General features: G+C 68.6%; 22 protein-coding genes. 11 read left to right on the top strand and 11 right to left on the bottom strand.

Translation table 11 applies throughout. The features are described from left to right. Positions 1-11: 11 nt before the first annotated feature. The gene (locus tag ACRC20_RS12065; protein WP_438686618.1) at positions 12-623 is read right to left on the bottom strand and encodes an MmpS family transport accessory protein; all 612 of its coding nucleotides are present in this window, start codon (positions 621-623) and stop codon (positions 12-14) included. A 184-nt stretch (positions 624-807) separates the two neighbouring features. On the opposite strand from ACRC20_RS12065, the gene ACRC20_RS12060 reads away from it, so the two are divergent. The 5 genes from ACRC20_RS12060 (at position 808) to coaD (ending at position 5684) form a co-directional block, all read left to right on the top strand. Then, positions 808-1722 (top strand): metal-dependent hydrolase, encoded by a 915-nt coding sequence (locus ACRC20_RS12060; RefSeq protein WP_438686617.1) that lies wholly within the window; start codon positions 808-810, stop codon positions 1720-1722. Continuing rightward, positions 1715-2896 carry a PDR/VanB family oxidoreductase gene (locus ACRC20_RS12055; protein ID WP_438686616.1) on the top strand — a complete coding sequence of 394 codons (1182 nt, stop codon included), beginning with the start codon at positions 1715-1717 and terminating at the stop codon, positions 2894-2896. The genes ACRC20_RS12060 and ACRC20_RS12055 overlap by 8 nt, the downstream gene beginning before the upstream one ends. 107 nt (positions 2897-3003) lie before the next feature. Continuing rightward, complete coding sequence (locus tag ACRC20_RS12050) at positions 3004-3918, top strand: metal-dependent hydrolase (RefSeq protein ID WP_438686615.1); 915 nt, start codon at positions 3004-3006, stop codon at positions 3916-3918. 10 nt (positions 3919-3928) lie between these two features. After that, complete coding sequence (locus ACRC20_RS12045) at positions 3929-5110, top strand: PDR/VanB family oxidoreductase (RefSeq protein ID WP_438686614.1); 1182 nt, start codon at positions 3929-3931, stop codon at positions 5108-5110. Positions 5111-5201: 91 nt separating this feature from the next. Continuing rightward, entirely contained in the window at positions 5202-5684 is a 483-nt protein-coding gene (gene coaD, locus ACRC20_RS12040; protein WP_438686613.1) for a pantetheine-phosphate adenylyltransferase, read from the top strand. Here coaD and ACRC20_RS12035 read toward each other — a convergent pair. After that, on the bottom strand, positions 5681-7084 hold the full coding sequence (locus ACRC20_RS12035) for an MFS transporter (protein ID WP_438686612.1): 1404 nt from the start codon (positions 7082-7084) through the stop codon (positions 5681-5683). The genes coaD and ACRC20_RS12035 overlap by 4 nt on opposite strands. Before the next feature lie 102 nt (positions 7085-7186). Here ACRC20_RS12035 and ACRC20_RS12030 point away from each other — a divergent pair, with 102 nt between their 5' ends. Beyond that, positions 7187-8059, top strand: a complete 873-nt coding sequence (locus ACRC20_RS12030; RefSeq protein ID WP_438686611.1) for a helix-turn-helix transcriptional regulator — start codon at positions 7187-7189, stop codon at positions 8057-8059. Between the two features lie 2 nt (positions 8060-8061). Here the strand turns inward: ACRC20_RS12030 and ACRC20_RS12025 are convergent, their stop codons facing one another. Further along, the gene (locus ACRC20_RS12025; RefSeq protein ID WP_438686610.1) at positions 8062-8976 is read right to left on the bottom strand and encodes an alpha/beta hydrolase; all 915 of its coding nucleotides are present in this window, start codon (positions 8974-8976) and stop codon (positions 8062-8064) included. A gap of 98 nt (positions 8977-9074) precedes the next feature. Next, positions 9075-9668: a CGNR zinc finger domain-containing protein gene (locus ACRC20_RS12020; RefSeq protein WP_438686609.1), complete on the bottom strand. Its 594-nt coding sequence runs from the start codon at positions 9666-9668 to the stop codon at positions 9075-9077. A 127-nt stretch (positions 9669-9795) separates the two neighbouring features. Here ACRC20_RS12020 and ACRC20_RS12015 point away from each other — a divergent pair, with 127 nt between their 5' ends. The 5 genes from ACRC20_RS12015 to ACRC20_RS11995 all read left to right on the top strand — a co-directional run bounded on the left by ACRC20_RS12015 (position 9796) and on the right by ACRC20_RS11995 (position 14222). After that, the gene (locus tag ACRC20_RS12015) at positions 9796-10788 is read left to right on the top strand and encodes an EamA family transporter (protein ID WP_438686608.1); all 993 of its coding nucleotides are present in this window, start codon (positions 9796-9798) and stop codon (positions 10786-10788) included. A 22-nt stretch (positions 10789-10810) separates the two neighbouring features. Next, complete coding sequence (locus tag ACRC20_RS12010; protein ID WP_438686607.1) at positions 10811-11638, top strand: exodeoxyribonuclease III; 828 nt, start codon at positions 10811-10813, stop codon at positions 11636-11638. A gap of 74 nt (positions 11639-11712) precedes the next feature. Next, the gene (gene trpS, locus ACRC20_RS12005) at positions 11713-12774 is read left to right on the top strand and encodes a tryptophan--tRNA ligase (protein ID WP_438686606.1); all 1062 of its coding nucleotides are present in this window, start codon (positions 11713-11715) and stop codon (positions 12772-12774) included. A 3-nt stretch (positions 12775-12777) separates the two neighbouring features. Beyond that, a complete protein-coding gene (locus ACRC20_RS12000; RefSeq protein WP_438686605.1) occupies positions 12778-13860 on the top strand; it encodes a YhjD/YihY/BrkB family envelope integrity protein in 1083 nt (360 codons plus the stop codon). A gap of 116 nt (positions 13861-13976) precedes the next feature. Beyond that, entirely contained in the window at positions 13977-14222 is a 246-nt protein-coding gene (locus tag ACRC20_RS11995; RefSeq protein WP_438686604.1) for a hypothetical protein, read from the top strand. Between the two features lie 335 nt (positions 14223-14557). On the opposite strand, the gene ACRC20_RS11990 is transcribed toward ACRC20_RS11995, so the two are convergent. Genes ACRC20_RS11990 through pcaH form a run of 7 tightly spaced genes read right to left on the bottom strand, consistent with a single transcriptional unit; the run spans position 14558 to position 21034 of the window. After that, entirely contained in the window at positions 14558-15241 is a 684-nt protein-coding gene (locus ACRC20_RS11990) for a 3-oxoacid CoA-transferase subunit B (RefSeq protein WP_438686603.1), read from the bottom strand. After that, positions 15238-15903, bottom strand: a complete 666-nt coding sequence (locus ACRC20_RS11985; protein ID WP_438686602.1) for a 3-oxoacid CoA-transferase subunit A — start codon at positions 15901-15903, stop codon at positions 15238-15240. The genes ACRC20_RS11990 and ACRC20_RS11985 overlap by 4 nt, the downstream gene beginning before the upstream one ends. Continuing rightward, positions 15900-17087 (bottom strand): thiolase family protein, encoded by a 1188-nt coding sequence (locus tag ACRC20_RS11980; RefSeq protein WP_438686601.1) that lies wholly within the window; start codon positions 17085-17087, stop codon positions 15900-15902. The genes ACRC20_RS11985 and ACRC20_RS11980 overlap by 4 nt, the downstream gene beginning before the upstream one ends. After that, positions 17084-18289 carry a bifunctional 3-oxoadipate enol-lactonase/4-carboxymuconolactone decarboxylase PcaDC gene (pcaDC, locus tag ACRC20_RS11975; protein WP_438686600.1) on the bottom strand — a complete coding sequence of 402 codons (1206 nt, stop codon included), beginning with the start codon at positions 18287-18289 and terminating at the stop codon, positions 17084-17086. The genes ACRC20_RS11980 and pcaDC overlap by 4 nt, the downstream gene beginning before the upstream one ends. Next, entirely contained in the window at positions 18286-19659 is a 1374-nt protein-coding gene (locus ACRC20_RS11970; protein ID WP_438686599.1) for a lyase family protein, read from the bottom strand. Before ACRC20_RS11970 ends, pcaDC begins: the two co-directional genes overlap by 4 nt. Beyond that, entirely contained in the window at positions 19656-20249 is a 594-nt protein-coding gene (gene pcaG / locus ACRC20_RS11965; RefSeq protein WP_438686598.1) for a protocatechuate 3,4-dioxygenase subunit alpha, read from the bottom strand. Before pcaG ends, ACRC20_RS11970 begins: the two co-directional genes overlap by 4 nt. Continuing rightward, positions 20249-21034: a protocatechuate 3,4-dioxygenase subunit beta gene (gene pcaH / locus ACRC20_RS11960; protein ID WP_438686597.1), complete on the bottom strand. Its 786-nt coding sequence runs from the start codon at positions 21032-21034 to the stop codon at positions 20249-20251. Before pcaH ends, pcaG begins: the two co-directional genes overlap by 1 nt. Positions 21035-21077: the final 43 nt, after the last annotated feature.

Genomic DNA, 21077 nt, shown 5'->3' with positions numbered 1-21077 from the left:
GGAACTGGCGCCTAACGGTCGTGCGAGGCGGGGGCAGGACGGGCTTCGCAGCTCACGAAGAAGTCCGCGGACGCTTCGGCGACGACTTGCCCGTCCACGGCGATCGCGCAATGCACGGCGCCGTGGTCGACCTGGGCGCTGAGCCGGATGAGGCCCTGGTCGACCAGGGTGACCGTGCGGGACCAGGGCAACGCGGTCCCATGCTCGGACGCGATGTCGTGGTCGGCCCGCCAATACGTCAAGACTGTCGCCGAGGCGGGACCGGTGACCGAGTACGAGACAGTCATCGGCGTGCCTCGCACGGCCGGGGCCGACGTGGTGGCGGAGGGCCGCCGCGTCGAGGTCGTGGGGGAGGAGCTGGTCGCGGAGGGTTGCCGCGCCGAGGTCGAAGCGCTCGGCCAGGGGGAGTCGGGACTCGGGCTGTCGGCGCTGGGCAGCGGGCGGGGGGACGAGGCCGTGATGCTCGAACCAGTCGGCTTCCGGGCGGCGTGCGCGGCCTGGCCCGACCGCTCGGCGCCGCCCCGGTCCGGCAGGCCCGCGAGGACCACGAGCCCGAGCGCTCCGGCGACAAGGGCGCCGACCACCGCCACGACGAAGATGATCGGCAGTTTCGCACCTCTCAAGTCGAGCACCTCTCAATTCAGGCGCCGCGCGATTCGGGCGTCTCCGGGGTCGTTCCGCTGTGGCGGTCGCCTCATCCTAGCCCCGCCGCGCAGCGGGGCGGGGCGGCGTTGGAGCGCCGCCGGGCGGGGCCCGCGCGGGCGTATACTCGGATCTAGAACCGGTGAGCGTGCGAAGGAGAAGACCATGGCTGTCGAGCCGTTCGCGGCAGCGGGGGGCGCTCCGGACGCGTTCGCGCCCGAAGAGATCGCGCTGCACGCGCGCGATGTGCATTTCGACTTCAGCAAGGCGCGGCTCAGCTGGATCGAGGGCGATCCGTACGGCTCGCATTTCATCACCGCGCTGAACCTCTTCCTGCCCACCGGCGAGCGCTGGTTCTGCAAAGTCTTCACCGACGCCTTGGAGTACGTGAAAGACGAGCGCATCCGCGAGGAGGCGATCGGCTTCATGGGCCAGGAGGCGGTGCACGCCAAAAGCCACGACAAGGCGGTGGTCCAGTTCCTGGCCCGCCACGGCGTCGACTGCGCGCCCTTCCTCCACCAGGTGGAGTGGGTGGCGCAGCGGCTCTCGGAACGGATCGACCAGGCCGACCCCGGCCGCAGGGCCAAGGCGGTGCAGGCCGCCACCGCGCTGGTCGCCTCGATCGAGCATTTCACAGCGGTGCTCGGCGACTGGGTGCTCAACAACCAGTGGAACGAGCTCGACGTGGACCCGGCGATGGCCGACCTGTTCCGCTGGCATGGCGCGGAGGAGGTCGAGCACCGTCACGTCGCGCACAATCTCGCCACCTACCTCGGCATGGGGTACTTCCAGCGCGCGTATATGAGCGTCATCGCGAGCGTCGGCTTCTTGACCATCATCCTGCGCGGGACGAAATTCCTGGTCCACAACGATCCGGCGTTGCCCAACCTCGGGTACTGCCGATTGTTCTGGCGGCTGCGGGACTCGTGGCGGGGCGGCTCGATCCCCCGGGTGGGCTTCCTGCTGCGCTCGGCCTTCCGGCTGCTGCGGTGGCACTACACCACGGACACGGAGGGCAACACCGCGCAAGCCGTCGCCTACCTCGCCGTTTCTCCTGCGGCCCGGGTGTCGCATGGTTGAGGCAGGCCACGCGCCCGGGCAGGTCGGGCCGGTTCGAAAAGCGGTGCGCGAGTCGTTGATCAAGGCGGGCGTGCTGAAGGCCCATGCCCAGGACGTCCCGGTCGGCCTGTACGGGACGGAGCGCAAGGACCTGCTCATGCGCCTCATCGGCGGCGCGCTCGACTACATCGCGCCCCTGGCCCTCCTCGGGCACGCGGACGAGGAGCTCCTCGCGCTCGTCGCGACGCCGAACCGCAAGGCGATGCTGGTCGTCGACCGGCGGATCGTCGCGGAGGACGACAACGTCTGCCAGCTCACGTTGGCGGCCCCGGACGGGACCAAGCTGCGGCCCTGGCACGCGGGCGCGCATATCGACATCTTCCTGCCCTCGGGCCGGGTGCGCCAGTACTCGTTGTGCGGCGACCCCCGCCGGGAGCGGGAGTACCGGATCGCGGTCCGTCGGATCCCGGACGGCGGGGGCGGGTCGGTCGAGGCGCACACCCTGCGCGTCGGCGACCTCGTCGAGATCAGCCAGCCGCGCAACGCGTTCATGATGCCGCTGCCGGGGTCGGCCTCGGCGAAGAAGAAGCTGCGCTTCGTCGCGGGCGGCATCGGCATCACCCCGATCCTGCCGATGGCGCGGCTCGCGGACCGGCTCTGTCTCGACTGGAGCATGCTCTACACCGGCAGGCATCCGTCGAGCCTGCCGTTCCTGGACGAGGTGGCGGCTTTCGGCCCGCGCGCGCGGGTGCGCACCGACGACGAGCACGGGCTGCCCTCGCCCGCCGACTTGCTCGACGGCGTGGACGGGGACACCGCCGTCTACGCGTGCGGCCCGCCGCCGATGATCGAGACGATCCGGCGGGGCATCGGCCATGAGGTGGAGTTGCACTTCGAGCGGTTCTCCCCGCCGCCGGTGGTGAACGGCGTGGCGTTCGAGGCGGTCCTCGGCCGCAGCGGCGAGGTGGTCGAGGTCGGCGCGGACGAGAGCGCCCTCGCCGCGATCCGCCGGGTCAAGCCGAACGTCGGCTACTCCTGCCAGCAAGGGTTCTGCGGGACATGCGTGCAGCGGGTGCTCGACGGCGCGGTCGACCACCGGGACAGCACGCTCACCGATCTGCAGCGGGAGCAGGGGCAGATGCTGGTGTGCGTCTCGCGGTCCAAAGACGGCGGACGGCTGACGTTCGACCTATGACACACATCACACAACCGAGGGCAATTGCTGGAATATCACGTATGCAAGATATGAGCTACGCCATATAGTCGAACTGAAGCTTCGAGAACGCTGTGAGGAGACAGAGCATGGCTGCTGAGCAGGTCGCGACTATAGATGTCGCCCCGGACCATTTCGCTCCCGAAGAGGTCGCGCTGCACGCGCGCGACGTCCAATTCGACTTCTCGGACTCGCCGTTGTGCTGGATCGAGGGCGACCCGTACGGCTCGCACTTCATCTCCTCGCTCAACCTCCTCCTCCCAACGGGGGAGCGGTGGTTCTGTACGAACTTCACCGAGGCGATGGGCTATGTCAAAGACGAGCGCCTCCGCGAGGAGATGATCGGCTTCATGGGGCAGGAGGCGGTGCACGCCAAGAGCCACGACAAGGCGCTCCCCGAGTTCTTCCTGCGGCACGGGATCGACACGGGGCCGTTCGTCGACCAGGTGGAGTGGTTCTTCGGGCGGATCAGCGAACGGCTCGAAACCGTCTACCCCGCCCCCTCGCGCGGCGCGGCCGAGGTGTCGGTCGAGATCATCGCCGGGCTCGAGCACTTCTTCGCCGCCCTCGGCAACTGGGTGCTCAACAACAAGTGGGACGAGCTGGGCGCGGACCCGGTGATCAAAGACCTTTTCCGCTGGCACGGCGCGGAGGAGGTCGAGCATCGCCACGTCGCCTACAACGTGGCGGGCTATTTCCGCAAGGGCTATCTGCGGCACATGGTGGCGAGCGTCGTCGCGACCGTGGTCCTCGTCCTGCTGGTCGCGAGGGGGACCAAGTTCCTTGTGCGCAACGACCCGTCGCTGCCGAACCTCGGGTATTTCCAGTTGATCCGGAAGGTCCGGCAGTCGGGCAAGCGGGGCTCGATACCGACGCTCAGGTTCTTGCTCGTCACGACGCTGCGCCTCTTCAAGCCGCACTACTCGCCGGAGGCGGAGGGGAACACCGCTCAGGCCATCGCGTACCTCGCGACATCCCCCGCGGCCCGGGAAATCCATGGCTGAGCAGGGTCTTATGAAAGAAATCGGTATGGAAGAGATCGGCCCGGTCCGCCGCCGCGTGCGCAACGCGCTGATCCAATCGGGGATCTTGAAGACCAGCTCGCGGGACGTGCCGCTCACGCTGTACACGCAAGACCGCCGCGACAGGGGGCTGCGCGTCATCGGGGCGGTGATCGACTATCTCGCCCCGCCGCTGGTGCGCAGCATCTTCCAGGACGACGCGCCCGAGCTCGCGGAGAACTCCGGGCGCCGGGTCCTCCGACTGATCGACCGGCAGATCGTGGCGCGGGACGACAACGTCTGCCAGCTCACGTTCGCGGCGGCGGACAACGCGAAGCTGACCCCGTGGCACGCGGGCGCGCATATCGACCTGCATCTTCCTTCTGGCCGGGTGCGCCAGTACTCGTTGTGCGGCGACCCGCGCCGGGAGCGGGAGTACCGGATCGGCGTCCGGCGGATCGCTGACGGCGGGGGCGGGTCGATCGAGGCGCATGCGCTCGAAGTCGGCCAGTTCGTCGAGATCAGCGAGCCGCGCAATGCGTTCATGATGCCGCTGCCGGGGTCGGCCTCGGCGAAGAAGAAGCTGCGCTTCATCGCGGGCGGCATCGGCATCACCCCGATCTTGCCGATGACGCGGCTCGCGGACCGCCTCGGCCTGGAGTGGAGCATGCTCTACACCGGCAGGCACAAGGACAGCCTGCCGTTCCTGGACGAGGTCGAGGCATTCGGCCCCCGGGCGCGGGTGCGCACCGACGCCGAGCACGGACTGCCCTCGCCCGAAGAGCTCCTCGACGGCGTGGACGGGGACACCGCCGTCTACGTCTGCGGCCCGCCGCCGATGATCGAGACGATCCGCCGAGGCGTCGGCGCGGACTCCTCGGTCGAGCTGCACTACGAGCGGTTCTCCCCGCCGCCGGTGGTGAACGGCTCCGCGTTCGAGGCGGTCCTCGGCCGCAGCGGCGAGGTGGTCGAGGTCGGCGCGGACGAGAGCGTCCTCACGGCACTGCGCCGGGTCAAGCCGAACGTCGGCTACTCCTGCCAGCAAGGGTTCTGCGGGACGTGCTCGCAGCGGGTGCTCGACGGCGCGGTCGACCACCGGGACAGCACGCTCACCGATCTGCAGCGGGAGCAGGGGCAGATGTTGGTGTGCGTCTCGCGGTCCAAAGACGGCGGACGGCTGACGCTCGACTTGTGAGAGGGCCGAGGCCGTCTCTGGGCGCGACGAGGAGAAGAACATGACCGCCGCCGCGAGGCCCGCGCCGCGCTGTGCGTTAGGCTGACCGGCTATGGGCCATGCGATTTACCCCGGCACATTCGACCCGGTCACGCTCGGGCACCTCGATGTCATCGGCCGGGCCGCGAAGCATTTCGACCGGCTGACCGTCGTGGTGATGACGAACCCGAAGAAGCAGACGCTCTTCTCGACCGACGAGCGGATAGAGCTGCTGCGCAAAGCGACGGCGGACTTCCCGCACGTCGACGTCGAATCATGGCAGGGGCTGCTGGTCTCCGGAGCGAAAGAGCGCGGCATCCGGGCGATTGTGAAAGGGCTGCGCACCAGCATCGACTTCGAGTACGAGATCGCCATGGCGCAGATGAACCACCACCTCGCCGAGGTGGACACGTTTTTCGTCGCGACCTCGCCCGAGTACTCGTACATCTCCAGCTCGTTGATCAAGGAAGTGGCCGGGCATGGCGGCTCGGTCGGCGAGTTCGTGCCCGAATGCGTGCTCGGCCGGCTCTTGGAGAAGCTGGCCGCGCGGGGCTAGCTCCGGGCTTTCCCGGCCAGCAGGGTCGCGAGGCAGGCGACGGCCGCCGCTGCGGCGAAGCACAGCCCGGCGCCCTCCCGCATCCCGACGGTTGTTGTGGCGAGCGACAGCGCGGCTCCGAACCCGGTCACGCCCATGACCATCATGACCTGCTGGCTGGTGGTGATGATCCCGCCGGTCATCCCGGCGATATCGGCGGGGACATGGCTCATGATCGCGCCGACGAGCGGGGCGTAGATGAGCCCTTGGAAGACGCCGAGCCAAATGAGGACCGCCTGCATGAGCCAGAGGTTCGGGTGCGGCCAGCCGAACATCAGCAGCGCGCCGAAGGCCGCGAGGCCCGCGCCCTGTCCGGCGAGTCCGATTTGGCCGACTCGGGTGGCCCCGTGGCGGAGCACGAGTCTCGCCGCGAGCAGCGACATGACGAGGAACGCCAGGCAGAACGGGGCGAGCTCGGCCCCGGACTGGGAGGCGCTGTGGCCGAGGCCTTGCTGGGTGGTCAGGGCGAAGAGGTAGCCGAAACCGCCGTAGGAGAGGAAGTAGAGCGAAATCGCGCCGAGCCCGGCCAGGATGGGGCGGTGCGCGAGGACTGCGGGCGGCAGGATCGCCGTCCCCTGGTAGGCGCGCTCATGGCGCCAGAAGAGGACGAGCGCACCGCAGGCGGGCACGAGCAGGAGGAGCCAGGGCGCCCCCATGGCAGGCGCGAGGGTCATGGAGGTGAGCAGCAGGGCGAGCCCGGCGGCGAGCAGCAGCACTCCGACCGGGTCCATCGAGGTCCGGCGCTCGGCCTGTGTCGGGGTCACGCCCGCGAGGCCCGCGAGCGTGGCCGTGGCGAGCGCCGCCGTGCTCCAGAACACGCCGGACCAGCCGACCGCCGCGATCAGGAGTCCGCCACAGGCCTGCCCGAACGCGGTGCCCGCGCCTGCTCCGGCGGTGAACAGCGAGATCGCCCGCGCCCGGCCTGCCCCGGTCGTCGTCGCCTGGATCGTGGCCAGGATCTGCGGCAAGGCCATGGCTGCGGCGACGCCTTGGACGGCTCGCAGGCACAGCAGCGTCTCGATGTCGGGGGCGAAGCCTGCGGCGGCCGCCGCGACGGCGAGGAGGGCGAAGCCGAGGACGAGGAGCCGACGGCGGCCGTAGTGGTCGCCGAGGCGGCCGCCGAGGACGAGGAGCGCCCCCAGCGGCAGCCCGTACCCGGCGAGCACCCATGCCGCTCCCGCCTCCGAGGCGTGCAGGGCGGTTTTGATCGTCGGCAGCGCGACGATGGCCGCGTTGTAGTTGTAGGGGATCACAAAGCCTGCGAGGGTCAGCGAGGCCAGCCCCACCGCGCCCAGCTCCGCCTTCGCGGGCTGTTCGTCCGTCGGGCGGGGCTCGGGGGCAGTATGGGCGAGCGTCGTCACGGTTCGAGTGTGGCCGATCGTCTATCCCGGTACCAGACGGCAGTTATCCTGGTACTCATCCTGCTAGGTTCGGAGCGGGCGGAGTGTGCGAGCGAGGCGAGGATGGAGACGAGACGGCGCGCGTTGGCCGAGTTCCTGCGCAGCAGGCGGGACCGGCTCTCGCCGGAGACGGCGGGCATCGCGAGCGCGGGCAGGCGGCGTGCGCCGGGGCTGCGCCGGGAGGAGGTCGCCGCGTTGGCCGGGGTGGGCCTGACCTGGTACACCTGGCTGGAGCAAGGCAGGCCGATCAACGCTTCGGCGCAGGTGCTCTGCGCGGTGGCGAGGGCGTTGCGGCTCGAACCGCACGAACGGGACCACATGCTCCGCCTGGCGGGCGCCAATCCGGGCAAAGTCCGCGACGACAGCGCGGAGGTCGTCACCAAGGCGCAGCGGCTCTTGCTGGAGCAGATGCTGCCGTATCCGGCCTGCGTCGTGGACGGCAAGTTGGACCTGCTCGCCTACAACCGGACGTATCGGCATTTGTACGGCGACCTGGAGACGACGCCGGAGCGGGACCGCAACTGCCTGTGGCTGATCGTCTGCGACCCGGGCTGGCGCAGGAGCTTTGTGGAGCATCCCGAGGCGGCGCGCAACTATGTCAGCAGGTTCCGGGCCGCGTACGCCGACCACATGGACGACCCGTCGTGGACGGGCCTGGTCGACCGGCTGCGCGCGCAGTCGCCGCTCTTCGCCGAGCTGTGGCAGCGCCACGACGTCCAGATCCCGGAGGACCGCAGTTGGCGGTTGCACTGCCCGCATGTGGGCGTCGTCGAGCTCGACTCGATGAATTTCGCGCGGGCGCTCGCGCCGAAGTCGCGCATGGTGGTCTTGACCCCGGCGGACGCCGCCGCGCACGCGGCTCTGGCGAGGCTCGACGCGATGTTCGCCGAGCGGCCGCCGACGACGGTCCGCCCGGACGTGCTCGCCGAGCGCTGAGCTCAGAGCGTGGGGGCGGGCAGGTGCTCGCCGAGGAAGGCGACGTAGTCCTCGATGGCTTCGTCGAAAGCGGCCCCGACATAGATGTCGAAATGCCCGAACGGATAGTGCTTGACGACGCCGCGCGGCGCTTTCGCGGCGTATTTGGCGGTGGGGCCCGCCGGGGCGACGGTGTCTTTGTCGCAGATCGCGAAGTAGATCGGAGCCTTGATCGCCTTGGCGTGCCTGCCGGGCCGCCACAGCGGGATCTGCGCCCCGATCCGGGCGGCGGCGGCGTTTGTGAAGCCCTGCCCCTCGGGGACCAGGCCGAGGAAGCCGTCTTTCGCGTCGGGCGCGTTCATGAGCGCGACCGTCCCCGTGTCGCCCGCGAGGGGCACGAGCCGAGGCGCGCGGCGCAGGAGGGCCGAGGCGATGTCGAGCGCGGCGGCGGCCGAGACGCCGATCAGGCCGGGCAGCTGGACGGTGAACAACGAGGCGACGCCGTTGGTGAACGGGCACTGCGAGATCACGGCGGCGATGGAGGGGTCCTTGCCCGCCAGCTCGATGACATGCCCGCCGCCGAACGACGTGCCGAAGACCGCGACCTTGTCGGGGTCGGCCCCTGGGATGGTGCGGGCGTAGCCGACCGCCGCGCGCCAGTCCTCTTGCTGGCGGTGGATCGAGAGCAGCTGCCGGGGCTCTCCGGTGGACTCCCCGAAGTGCCGGTAGTCGAAGGCGAGCGCCAGATAGCCCTCCTGGGCGAAGCGCCGGGCGTAGGCGGGCAGCCGCATCTGGCGGATGGCGCCCAGCCCGTGTCCGAGGACGACGACCGGCCGTGCGGCCTGGGGCGAGCTCGGGCCGTCCGGGCGGTACAGGGTGCCTGCGCAGGAGCCGTCGCCCGAGGAGAAGCGGATCTCAGTTTCGATGACGGAGCCCATGGCTGCCTTTCAAGGTTCGGGGTTCGAGCGTGGCCGGGAGGCGACAGCAACAATAGTAGGGCAATGTGAACAGCGTTATAGCGGCGAGGGCCGCCCGGTCAGAGCGCGCGGGCTTTGCGGGCGCGGTAGGCGGCGGCGTGCTGCTTGTTGCCGCAGTTGCCGATGTCGCAGAACATGCGCGACCGGTTCTTGGAGAGGTCGACGAGCACGGCGGAGCAGTCCGGCGCGGCGCAGCGTTTGAGGCGCGAGGTCTCGTCCGCGCGGATGAGCTCGGCGAACGTCATGGCGATGTCCGCGCCGATGCGCACCGCGAGCGGGTCGTCGGTCCGATTGAAGTGCAGATGCCAGTACGGGGCCTCAGGGTGGCGGGTGAGCCACGGGTTCGCCTTTGTCGCGACGAGGAGCGCGTTGACCTCGTCGACGAGGGCCTCTTCCTGGTCGAGCAGCTCCCAGAGCGCGCGGACGCGGACGCGGAGGGCGCGCATCGCCCCGAGCTCCGCGTCGTCCCCGTCCCGCCGACCGGTCCACCCGTGCTCGTCGAGGAAAGCGCCGAGCGCGTCCGAGTCCGCGAGCACATCGGTCCCGCCGAGCTCGGAGTTCGCCAAGGGCACGAGCGACAGCAATGTGGCGATCGTGTCCTGGCTGAAGATGGTCCCGTGCTTCGCCGGTGTTCCATGCTGTGACTGCGTCATGACTGAAATCATCTTGACACATGACGGTCGAGGTTGCTAGCGTCATGAGTGAAATAGAAATTAGCTCATGACGTATTCCGAGGGTGCGGCTCCGGGCTCCGTTCGCCCGGGAGGTGAGGACATGTTCATGAAATCGAAGGCTCAGGCGCAGTTCGCGGGCTTGCCGCTCGCGGTCGGCGCGGCGATGTGCTTCGGCGTGTCCGGGCCGCTCGCGAAGACGCTGACCCACGAGGGCTGGTCCACCGGCGGGGTCGTCCTCACCAGGCTCGGGATCGCGGCGGTGGCCGCCGCGCTCGTGGCCCAGTGGTTCGAGCCCGACTGGTGGCGCGGGGTGTGGCGGCATAAGAGCACCGTGGCGCTCTACGGGCTCATCTCCATGGCGGTCTCGCAGTTCTGCTTCTTCAACGCGGCGCAGCACATGTCGGTCGGCATCGCGCTCATGCTCGAATACCTCTCGCCCGTTGTGGTGATCAGCTGGATGTGGGCTTCCACCCGGATCCGCCCGCCCGTCGCGGTCCTCGGCGGAGCCGGGGTCGCCCTCCTCGGGGCGATGACCGTCCTCGGCGTCTTCACCGGCGCGAGCATCGACGGAGCCGGGGTCCTCTGGGGCCTGGCCGCCGCGAGCGCGGGCGCGGGGTACTTCGTCCTCGGGCATCGTTTCTCCGGCAACGTCTCGCCGACGGCGCTGGCCGCGGGCGGCCTGGTCTTCGGAACGGCGGGCATGGCCGTCGTCGTGGCGCTCGGGCTCGCCCCTGCGGTCAAGGGCTCCCAGACAGTGCTGATGGCGGGCGCGCAGACCAGCGCGCTCGTCCCGCTCGTGGCGCTGGGGTTCACGACGGGCCTGGCCTACCCCTTCGGCGTGGCCGCCATCTCCCGGCTCCGGCCGACGGTCGCGTCCATCCTCGGGCTCCTCGAAATCCCGGTCGCCGTGCTGATGGCCTGGCTGCTGCTCGGCGAGCGCCTCACCGGCCCGCAGATGGCGGGCGCGGCAGTGCTGTTGGGCGGGGTCGCGCTGACGCAGCGACAGGGCAGCTCGGCCGAGGGGGCCTCGCCGGACCTGCCCCTCTGCGCCGAGGATGTCGACACCTCTGAACAGGAGTTTCAGTTTTCCTCCCGATGAGGTTCTGTTACTGTTTCTTCTCGTGTCCGAGTCGAACGGCTTTTCCGTCGCCACCGTGAACGTCAACGGCGTCCGCGCTGCTGTCAAAGCGCGCTCCGAGGAGAACACGGGGCTGCTCGGCTGGCTGGCGGGGGCTCCCGCGGACTACATCTGCATGCAGGAGGTCCGGGCGACCGAGGCCGAGACCCGCGCGGCGCTCGCGCCCGTCCTGGAGGACGGTTGGACGCTCGCGTTGGCGCCTGCGGCGCAGAAGGGCCGCAACGGCGTCGCGATCCTCTCCCGCCGCGAGCCCGACGCCGTGCGGATCGGCCACGGCGACCCGCAGTTCGCGGAGTCCGGGCGCTACATCGAGGCGGATTTCGGGACGCTCACCCTGGCGAGCCTGTACCTGCCCTCGGGCGAGGCCGAGACCGAGCGCCAAGTGGAGAAGGACCAGTTCCTCAAGACTTTCGGCGAATACCTCAAGCCGCTGGCGCGCAAGCGGAGGGACGTGCTCGTCTGCGGGGACTGGAACATCGCGCACACCGAGCTGGACATCAAGAACTGGAAGGGCAACCTCAAGGCCTCGGGCTTCTTGCCGCATGAGCGCGCCTGGCTCGGGGAGGTCTTCGCCGACGGCTCCGGCTGGGCCGACGTGCAGCGCGGCTTCCATCCCGGCGAGGCGGGCCCGTACTCCTGGTGGTCGTTCCGGGGGCAGGCGTTCGACAACGACTCGGGCTGGCGCATCGACTACCACGTGGCGAACAAGCCGCTGGCCAAGCGCGCGGCCAAAGTCGCGACCCACCGGGCTTCGCGGTACGACCTCCGCTGGTCCGACCACGCGCCGGTGGTCGTGGAGTACACGGCATGACGGGCAACGCTTCCCAGCCGATCCAGCCGGATGAGGTGCAAGGCGCACCGAGCCGTGGTGTACAGGGAGACGAAGTGGTACACGAGGCGAGGAGCAGCGAAGCAGATCGACGGCTGGGCGGCAGGCCCCGGCTGATCTCGGGGATCCAGGCCACGGGCACGTCGATCCACCTCGGCAACTATCTCGGCGCGATCCGGCAATGGGTCGAGCTGCAGCACGAGTACGAGGCGCTGTACTTCATCCCCGACCTGCACAGCATCACCACGCCGCACGATCCGAAGCAGCTGCGCGAGGCGACGTTGCAATACGTCGCGCAATTGCTCGGCCTCGGCCTCGACCCGGCGCAATGCACCATCTTCGTGCAGAGCCACGTCCCGGCGAACGCGCAGCTGGCCTGGGTGCTCAGCTGTCTCACCGGGTTCGGCGAGGCGAGCCGGATGACGCAGTTCAAGGACAAGTCGGACAAGCAGGGCGAGCAGACCTCGGTGGGCCTGTTCACCTATCCTTGCCTGATGGCGGCGGACATCCTCGCCTACCAGGCCGACGTCGTCCCGGTGGGGGACGACCAGAGCCAGCACCTCGAGCTCGCCCGCAATCTCGCGGAGCGGTTCAACCACCGCTTCGGCGAGACGTTCGTCGTGCCGAAAACGCGGCTGGTGAAGGCGGGCGCGCGGGTGTACGACCTGCGCGAGCCGACGCGGAAGATGAGCAAGTCCGCGTCTTCGGACTCCGGCATCGTGAACTTGATGGACGATCCCAAGGTTTCGGCGAAGAAGTTCCGCTCTGCGGTGACCGACACGGAGAACGAGGTGCGCTTCGACCCGGCGGCGAAGCCTGGGGTGTCGAACCTGCTCGCGATCTTCGCGGCGCTCACCGGCTCGACGGCCGAGGAAGTCGCTTCGAAGTACCAGGGCGGCGGGTACGGCGGGTTGAAGGTGGACCTCGCGGACGCCTTCGTCGAGTTCGCCGCGCCGGTCCGCGAGCGCACGCTCGGCTGGTTGGACAACCGCGCCGAGCTCGACCGGATCATCGCGGAGGGCGGGGAGCGGGCCAGGGAGATCGCTGGGGCGACTGTGGCGCGCGTGTACGACGTCGTGGGGTTTTTGCCCGATCGCGGGCTTTCCGGAAGGAGCTGACCGTTGGCCCAAGACAACTCGACTGAGAGCGAGAAGAAGCCGAGTTTTCTCGACCGGCTCACGGGAAAGTTCGAGGAGCTGCAGCGGAAGCTGCCCCCGCTGGGGCATCTCGTGCGCGCGGTGGGGCGGTACCAGGACCGCAAGGCGGACTTTTTCGCGGCAGGCGTGACGTACTACAGCGTGCTCTCGCTGTTCCCGGTGATCATGGTCGGCTTCGCGATCTTGGGCCAGGTGCTCATCGAGTACCCCGATCTGCTCGAACACATCAAGGAGCGGATCACGTCGTTGGCGCAGGGCGGCCTCGCCAAGCAGCTCAACCAGCTCATCGACTCGGCCATCGCCTCGCGCCGGACGGTCGGGACCGTGGGTCTCGCGCTCGGGCTGTGGTCCGGCCTCGGCTGGATGGCCTCGCTGCGGGAGTCGCTCACCCAGTTGTGGCAGCAGGACGAGGACGAGGGCGGCAACTGGTTCAAGACGAAGCTCAGCGATTTGCTCGCCATGGTGAGCTTCGGGATCGCGCTCATCGTTGTCTTCGGCCTCATCACCTTGTCCAAGAGCTCGTGGCTGATCAAGGGGCTCGGCAAGATAGGCCTCGGTGATTGGTCCGGGGCGCAGAGCGTCGTCAAGATCGCCTCCACCGTGCTCGCGGTCTTCGCCGCGTGGCTGCTGTTCACCTTTGTGATCGCCCGTCTCCCGCGGAAGTCGGTCGCGTTGGGCGACGCGTTCGAGGCCGGACTGCTCGGCGCGCTGCTCTTCCTCGTCTTCTTGGAGTTGGCGTGGTTGCTGCTCAAGGGCGTGACGAACGGTCCAGCGGGCAAGACGTTCGGCCCGATCCTCGGCCTCATGGTGTTCTTCTTCTTCACGGTGCGGATCGTCTTGTTCGCGACGGCGTGGGCGGCGACCGAGCAGGGGGCCGAGGCGCGCTCCGCGCAGCTCGACGCCGCCTCGAAGGCCCGTGTCGGCGCCGCGACCGGATGGTTGGCGGGCACTCTCGGCATCGCGGAGACCGACGAGGGCGACAAGGACAAGGAATCCAAGGGCGACGAAGCCTCCGCCGAGAGCGGCGAGGCGGCGGCGAAAGCTTGACGCGCGTCGGGTGCGGACAGCTACAAGTCGGCGCGCGAGCGTGTGTTTTTCCTTGTGTTGCCCGGGCCTTTCGGGTAGATCGAACGTATGACCGGCGCGGTGGGAGCCGGTTCGTCGTGGAGGATCTGCTTGCCGCGCTCGCGCGGATGTTGGCCAACGCCGCGAAACGTGTCCGTTTCACGACCTGCCCCGAGCAGCACAAGCCGACTCCGAGCGTCGAAGTTCATATGAGCACGCGTGACCGGCGCTGCCGATTCCCCGGGTGTTTCGAAGAGCACGAGCAGAACTGGACCCTCTCCCACGGCCCCGAGCATCCCGAATCGGGCGGACAAACCATCCCCGAGAAGCTGGGACAGCGTTAACACACCCTCTTGTCTCGCGGCCTCGCCGTACGTCCGCACCTGCGAAGTCCCGGGCTCGCTGCCGCATCGCAGCATCAAAAAACTGCTGAACCTCGGCCCGAGCACGACCAACCCAATGAACGCCCGTCACACTCGCATCACGGCCCGAACGCATCGAACCAGTGAGGCAGCTCCCTCCGCGTCCGGCTCCTCCGTCGCCTCACGGACCAATGCTCCACCTGCCGTAACGCCGTCCGACACCGCATCGGATAGCTCATCAGCTGCGAAGGTTGCAATTTCTCTACTGCTATCAAGATTGGCGTCATTCGCCCTCTTGCTGCTTGTGCCGGATCAGCTTATCGGTTGTGCTGTGAGGAAAGCTTCCGCCCGCCCGCAGGTGGTGTCAGGAGCGGGATGCCGAGAGCTTCCTCCAGCTCGGCCGCGGTGGTGCCGAACGCCTCGTGCAGCACCACGCCGTTGGAAGTGATCTCGAAAACCCCGCGGTCGGAATACACCCGGGCCACGCACGAGACTGCGGTGAGCGGGTAGTCGCATATCGGGACCAACTTGGGTTTGTTGTCCCGCCCGAACAGGGTCATCATGACGAAGACTTGTTTGGCGCCGATCGCAAGGTCCATCGCGCCGCCGACCGCCGGGATCGAATCCCGCTCGGATGTAGCCCAGTTCGCAAGATCCCCGCTGGTCGAAACCTGGAAAGCTCCGAGCACGCATACGTCGAGGTGCCCGCCGCGCATCATCGCGAACGAATCGGCGTGGTGGAAGTAGCTGGCGCCAGGCAGCTCGGTGACGGGAGCCTTCCCGGCATTGATCAGGTCCGGGTCAACGTCCCCGGGGGCGGGGGCGGGACCCATCCCGAGCATCCCGTTCTCCGTATGCAGAGTGACCTGTTGTTCGGGGGCAAGGTAATTGCCGACCGCGGTCGGCTGCCCGATGCCCAGGTTCACATAAGCGCCGCGCGGAATGTCGCGGGCAACGAGCCGGGCCAGATCGGCCCGGGCAAGCGGTTCGGTGTTGGTCATTCATTCACTTTCACAATGCGGTCCACATACAGGCCGGGGGTGATCACGATTTCTGGGTCGAGCTGGCCGGGCTCGACCAGTTCAGCGACCTGCACGATGGTGGTGCGGGCCGCGGCGGCCATGATTGGACCGAAGTTACGAGCGGTCTTTCGGTACACCAGGTTGCCGACGGTATCGGCTCGGTGTGCCTTGATCAGTGCGTAATCCGCGTGGAGCGGGGTTTCGAACACGTAGCCGCGGCCGTCGATGGTGCGGGTTTCCTTGCCCTCGGCCAATTGGGTGCCGTAGCCGGTGGGGGTGAAGAAACCGCCGATCCCGGCCCCGGCCGCCCTGATTCGCTCGGCCAGGTTGCCCTGGGGGACGAGCTCCAGCTCGATGTCGCCTGCCCGGTACTTCGCGTCGAAGTGCTGGGAATCGCTTTGGCGCGGGAATGAGCAGATGATCTTCCGGACCCGGCCGGCCTTGATGAGGCGGGCCAAGCCCTCCTCGCCTTGGCCGGCGTTGTTGTTGATCACGGTCAGGCCGGCGGCGCCGCCCGCGAGCAGGGCGTCGATGAGTTCAAAAGGCTGTCCGGCGTTGCCGAACCCGCCGATCATCACAGTGGCGTCGTCGTGGATATCGGCCAGCGCCGCGTGGGCGTCGGGACTGATGATTGTGCTCATGCGAACTCTGGATTCTCGAGGACGACGGCGAGGGCCTGGCCGACCCCGATGCACAGGGCCGCCACTCCCCAGCGCAGCCGTTTGATTGTCAGGGTTTGAGCCAGGGTGCCGAGCAGTCGGGCTCCGGACGCGCCGAGCGGGTGGCCCAGCGCGATCGCGCCGCCGTGTTGGTTGACGATGGCCGGGTCGATGCCCCACCCGTCAATGCATACCAACGATTGCGCGGCGAAAGCCTCGTTGAGCTCGACTGCGCCGACATCGGACCAGCTAATTCTGGCGCGCTCGAGTGCGCGGGCGGCGGCCTCGATCGGGGCGGCGCCGAAAAATTGTGGCTCGTTCGCCGCGGCCCCTCGCCCAGCGATCCGGGCGATCGGATCACGTCCGAGAGCGCGCGCGGCCACAGCCGATCCGAGCAGCACCACCGCGGCGCCATCCGAGAGCGGCGAGGCGTTTCCCGCAGTGATAGTGCCCTCGGGTCGAAAAGAGGTGCGCAGAGCGCCGAGCCTTGCCACGGTGCTGTCCGGCCGGATGTTCTCATCCCTCACCAATTCGGTGCCCGGAACTGGGACCACCAGATCCTGGTAAATTCCGTCGTTCCAGGCCTTTTCGGCGAGCTCGTGCGAGCGGGAAGCGAACTCGTCCTGGCGTTGCCGGGAAATGTTGTGACGTTCGCGCAGCTGCTCAGTTGCCTCTCCGAGCGAGACATTCCACTCCGCGGGCATCCGCGGGTTTACCAGCCGCCACCCAAGGGTGGTCGAGACGAGGCTGAGATCCGCTACCGGGAAAGCTTTTTCGGTTTTCGGGAGCACCCACGGGGCGCGGCTCATCGACTCCACGCCACCGGCGACGACGATGTTGCTATCACCCACAGCGATCGCGCGGGAACCGGCGAAGACCGCATCGAGGGCCGAGCCGCAGAGCCGGTTCACGGTGCTGCCCGCGACAGTCACCGGAAGCCCTGCAAGCAGGGTCGCCATCCGGGCGACGTTGCGGTTCTCCTCGCCGGCGCCGTTCGCGTTGCCCAGGACCACCTCGTCGATCTGCTCGGGGTCGAGGTCCGGCGTGCGGGCGAGCAACGCCTCGAGCGAACGGGCGGCGAGATCGTCGGGGCGGACCCCGGAAAGGCCGCCGCCGTATCGCCCGAACGGAGTACGCACGGCGTCGTAGATAAACGCTTCATTCATGCGTTGGGCTCTGAATCGTCAGCGAGCTCGGTCAGGACCTTGCAAGTGATCCCGAAGGCGCTGTTGGCTGCGGGGACCCCGCAGTAGATCGCGCTCTGCATGATCACCGCGCGAATGTCTTCGGGGCTGAGTCCGTTGCTGACGGCGCCGCGTACGTGCATCGCGAACTCGTCCCAGTGCGCGTGCGCGATCAGCGCGGTGAGCACCGCAATCGAGCGCTCGCGCCGGGAAAGTTGCACATCGGTCCACACTTCGCCCCAAGCTGTGCAGGTGATGAACTCCTGAAATCCCCGAGTCAGCCCGGTCATGGCCGCGGTTGCCCTGTCCACGTGCGCATCGCCAAGTACCTGGCGGCGCACCGCCAGGCCTGCGGCGTACCGCTGGGCGGAGGTCGCGGAGGAAGCCCGCACCGCGGCCAAGCTGGCCAGACGCAACTGCTCGCGCAGTGCGACGGCCAACTCGGCGGGGGCCTCCCACGGCGCCTGGTGGGCCACCTGCGGTAGCACCAACACTCGTCCACCTGTGACCGCGGCGGCCATTTCCTCGGCCAGCTGCGGGGTGGCGATAGTGTCGTACTCGCCAGCCACCGCTAAGAAGGGACAGTTGATCCGGCTAAGTTCGGCGCGCACGTCGTACGCAGCCAGGGCCTCGCACACCGAGGCATAACCGCGCGGATCCATCGTCCGGACCCCATCAAGAAGTTCGACGGCTCGTTCAGGTTGCCGGTCGCGGAACTGCGGGGACAGCCAGCGTTGGTCCAGCCCCGGCAGCAGCGCCCCGGCGCCTTCGCGCAACACCAGCGCGGCCCGGTCCCGCCAGGCCTGGGAATCCCCAAATCGGGGTGAGGAGCAGACCATGGTGACCGAGGCGACGCGCTCCGGCGCGGTCAGTCCGAGTGAAACAGCGATGCCACCGCCGACTGAATCGCCGGCGATGTGGAAGCGGTCGATGCTGGTCAGCGATTCGACGGCGTCGAGGACGCCGTCGGCCAGCTCGGCAATCGTGAATGGATTCAGCGCAAGCGGAGACCGCCCGTGCCCGGGCAGATCGGCGGCGAGGATGTCATATTCGGCGTCGAGCTCGTGGGCCACCTCGTGCCAGAGCGCGGTGGTCGTGCCCAGCGAGGGGCACAAAACCAGCAGTTCCCGGTTGCCCAACTGCGGGCGGGGGGAGAGTCGGGTGAGAGTGACGGTGGGGATCATCGATTGCCTTCGGTATGTGGAGCGAGCGAACTCGCGCGGTAGGCGACGCTCGCGGCGATGGCGCGCTCCGGCGCCTCGCCGAGGTAGCTGCCCGGGTCGAGGAGGAGCTCGAGTTCATCGGCGTCGAGTGCGGGGATTCGGGCGAGGATTTCGGTGCGGAGGTTTTCGGGTCGGTCTCGGGCGCAGTCGATCACAGCCTGAACCTCGCCTCGCCCACCCGGCGCGCGCGCGGCAAGGCGGGTCATCAGCCGCTCGCTGAGCACCGAAGGTCCAGCCGCGGCGAGAGTTTCGGACATTTTTTCGGTGTGCACGACAAGCCCTTCGGTCAGTTCGACCAGCGCCGCCGCGGCGCCCCAAGCCAGCCGGAGCAACTCGCGTAGAGCCGGCCACTCGCTGTGCCAGGCCCCGCCAGTACGTTCCTCCGCGGCCAGCCCGGCCGCCAAGAACAGCTGGGCAAGCTGCCCGGGGGCGGTGAGCGCGGCAGTGTGAATCAACATGGAGAGCACCGGGTTGCGCTTCTGCGGCATCGCAGAGGAGGCGCCACGTCCGGCAGCGGCAGGCTCGGACAGCTCGCCGATCTCGCTGCGCGAGAGCAACAACACGTCGTTGGCCACATGCCCGGCGGCGGCACAGACTGCCGCTAAGGCCGCGCCGATACCGGTGATCGGGCTGCGCTCGGTGTGCCAGGAACAGCCGGGGTCGTCAAGGCCGCACCGGTCCGCCCAATCGGCGCGCAGTACGCGCGGATCGAACCCCAGCTCGACCAGAGCGGCATTGGTGCCCACCGCCCCGCCTAGTTGCACAGGGAATTCGGTGCTGCGGAGCTGGGTGTGCGCGGCGGCGACCCCGCGCAACCACCCGGCTGCCTTGCCTCCGAAGCTGATCGGCAGGGCTGGTTGGGTCAGGGTGCGGCCAAGCTGAACGGTGTGTGCGTGCAGTTCAGCGAGGTCAGCGATGGCCGCCCCGGCCTGGGCCAGCAGCGCCCCGATCGCCGCCGCGGCATTGCGTGCCACCAGGATGAGCGCAGTGTCGAGCGCGTCTTGGCTCGTCAAGCCCAAGTGCACTCGGCGGGCGGCAGCGGCGGATTGCTCGGCCACTACTGCGCGCAGGTCGCCTACCAGCGGAATGACCGGGTTGCCCCCGGCCTGACCGCGTTCGGCGAGGAGTTCCGGATCGATTTCGGCGGCCACGATTTCGGCGGCGATCGCTGGGTCATTGGCGACGCCTTCGGCCACGTCAAGCACCGCGAGCCAATGAGTTTCGGCCGCGACCAATGCGGCGACGATAGCGCCGTCGTCGGTCGCGGCGCGGATCGCCGGATTGGCGCTGCTGGGATCTAGTATTCCGAAGTCGCCACGCCGATCGGTCATCGTCGGCCCCGGTGGGCGAGGAACACAGTTTCCCGTTCGCCCTGAAGGCAGACGTTCCACTCGTAGGCATCCGCGCCGATCTTGGTGGCGACCAAGGTGCTTCGGCGGTCTTCGGGCAGTGATTCGAGCAGCGCGTCGGTCGGTGGCGCGTCCGTGGGGAGGTAGATCCGGCTGAACAACACGTCGAGGAGCCCGCGCGCAAACACAGCCACCGCGATGAACGGCGCCGTTCCGGGCTGCCCGCCGGGGCGCACCGTCGTGAACGCGTAGCGCCCTGCCCCGGTGGTGGCGCAGCGGCCCCAGCCAGCGAATTCGGTCGGGTCGCGCAGCGGGGTGAGCAGGTCGTGGTCGGCGCGCGCGATGATTGCGCTGGGAGCCGCGAGGCTGCCATCGGCAGCGGGCTGGAAGATCTCAAGTAGGCAGTCCGGAATCGGGTCGCCTGCGCCATCGACGACCGTGCCGGTGAGCCGGATCGATCCGGGCAGGCCGGAACCGACGAGGTGCTGCGCCCCGGGGATCGGCAGCGCGTATCCGTAGAATGGGCCGACTGTCTGACCAGGCGTGGGAGCGTACGGGATGAGTTCGGGCATCAGATTCCGTCCTCGGTCGGGGTGGGCCTGGATCCGCTGAGGACGATGTCCCAGCGATAGCCGAGCGAGGTTTCCGGCTGGCTCAGGGAGTGGTCATAGCTGGCCACCAACGCGGCGCGCGCGGCTTCGTCCGGAATCGCCCGGTAAATAGGGTCGAACGCGAACAGCGGATCGCCGGGAAAGTACATCTGGGTGATCAACCGTTGGGTGAACGCGGTGCCGAACAGGCTGAAATGAATGTGCGCAGGGCGCCACGCGTTGTGGTGATTACGCCACGGATACGCGCCCGGTTTGATGGTTGTGAACGAGTACCAGCCCTCGACGTCCGTCAACACGCGACCCACCCCAAGGAAATTCGGGTCGAGCGGGGCCTGGTGCTGATCGCGCCTGTGTGCGTACCGCCCGGCCGCGTTCGCTTGCCACACCTCCACCAACTGGCCGCGCACCGGCCGCCCGACCACGTCGAGGACCCGGCCGCTCACAGTGATCCGTTCACCGATCGGGGCGCCGGTCCCAGCTATGGTCAGGTCTGCCTCGAGCGGGTGGACGTCCTGGTGTCCAAATACGGGGGAGTGCAGTTCGACCTGCTCGGGATCGACACCGATCGGGTCCTTGGTCGGATGACGCAGCACCGAGCTGCGGTATGGCGGGTAATTGATCGCGGTGGCCAGGTCCCGCCTCCCGCGCGCGATGTATTGCCTTGCGTGGTGGGCAATTTCCGCGTCGATCTGGTCTTGGCTGGCAGGTGCGCCGCCAGGTCGGGCAGCACTGTGCGCGGCAGTCATCGGCAACTCCTTGAAATGGCCTGCGGCGCGGCGCAGGCGGGAA

The organism is Segniliparus sp. (genome assembly GCF_051660745.1).
Taxonomy (GTDB): domain Bacteria; phylum Actinomycetota; class Actinomycetes; order Mycobacteriales; family Mycobacteriaceae; genus Segniliparus.
This window is presented reverse-complemented; position numbering and strand designations above follow the sequence as displayed.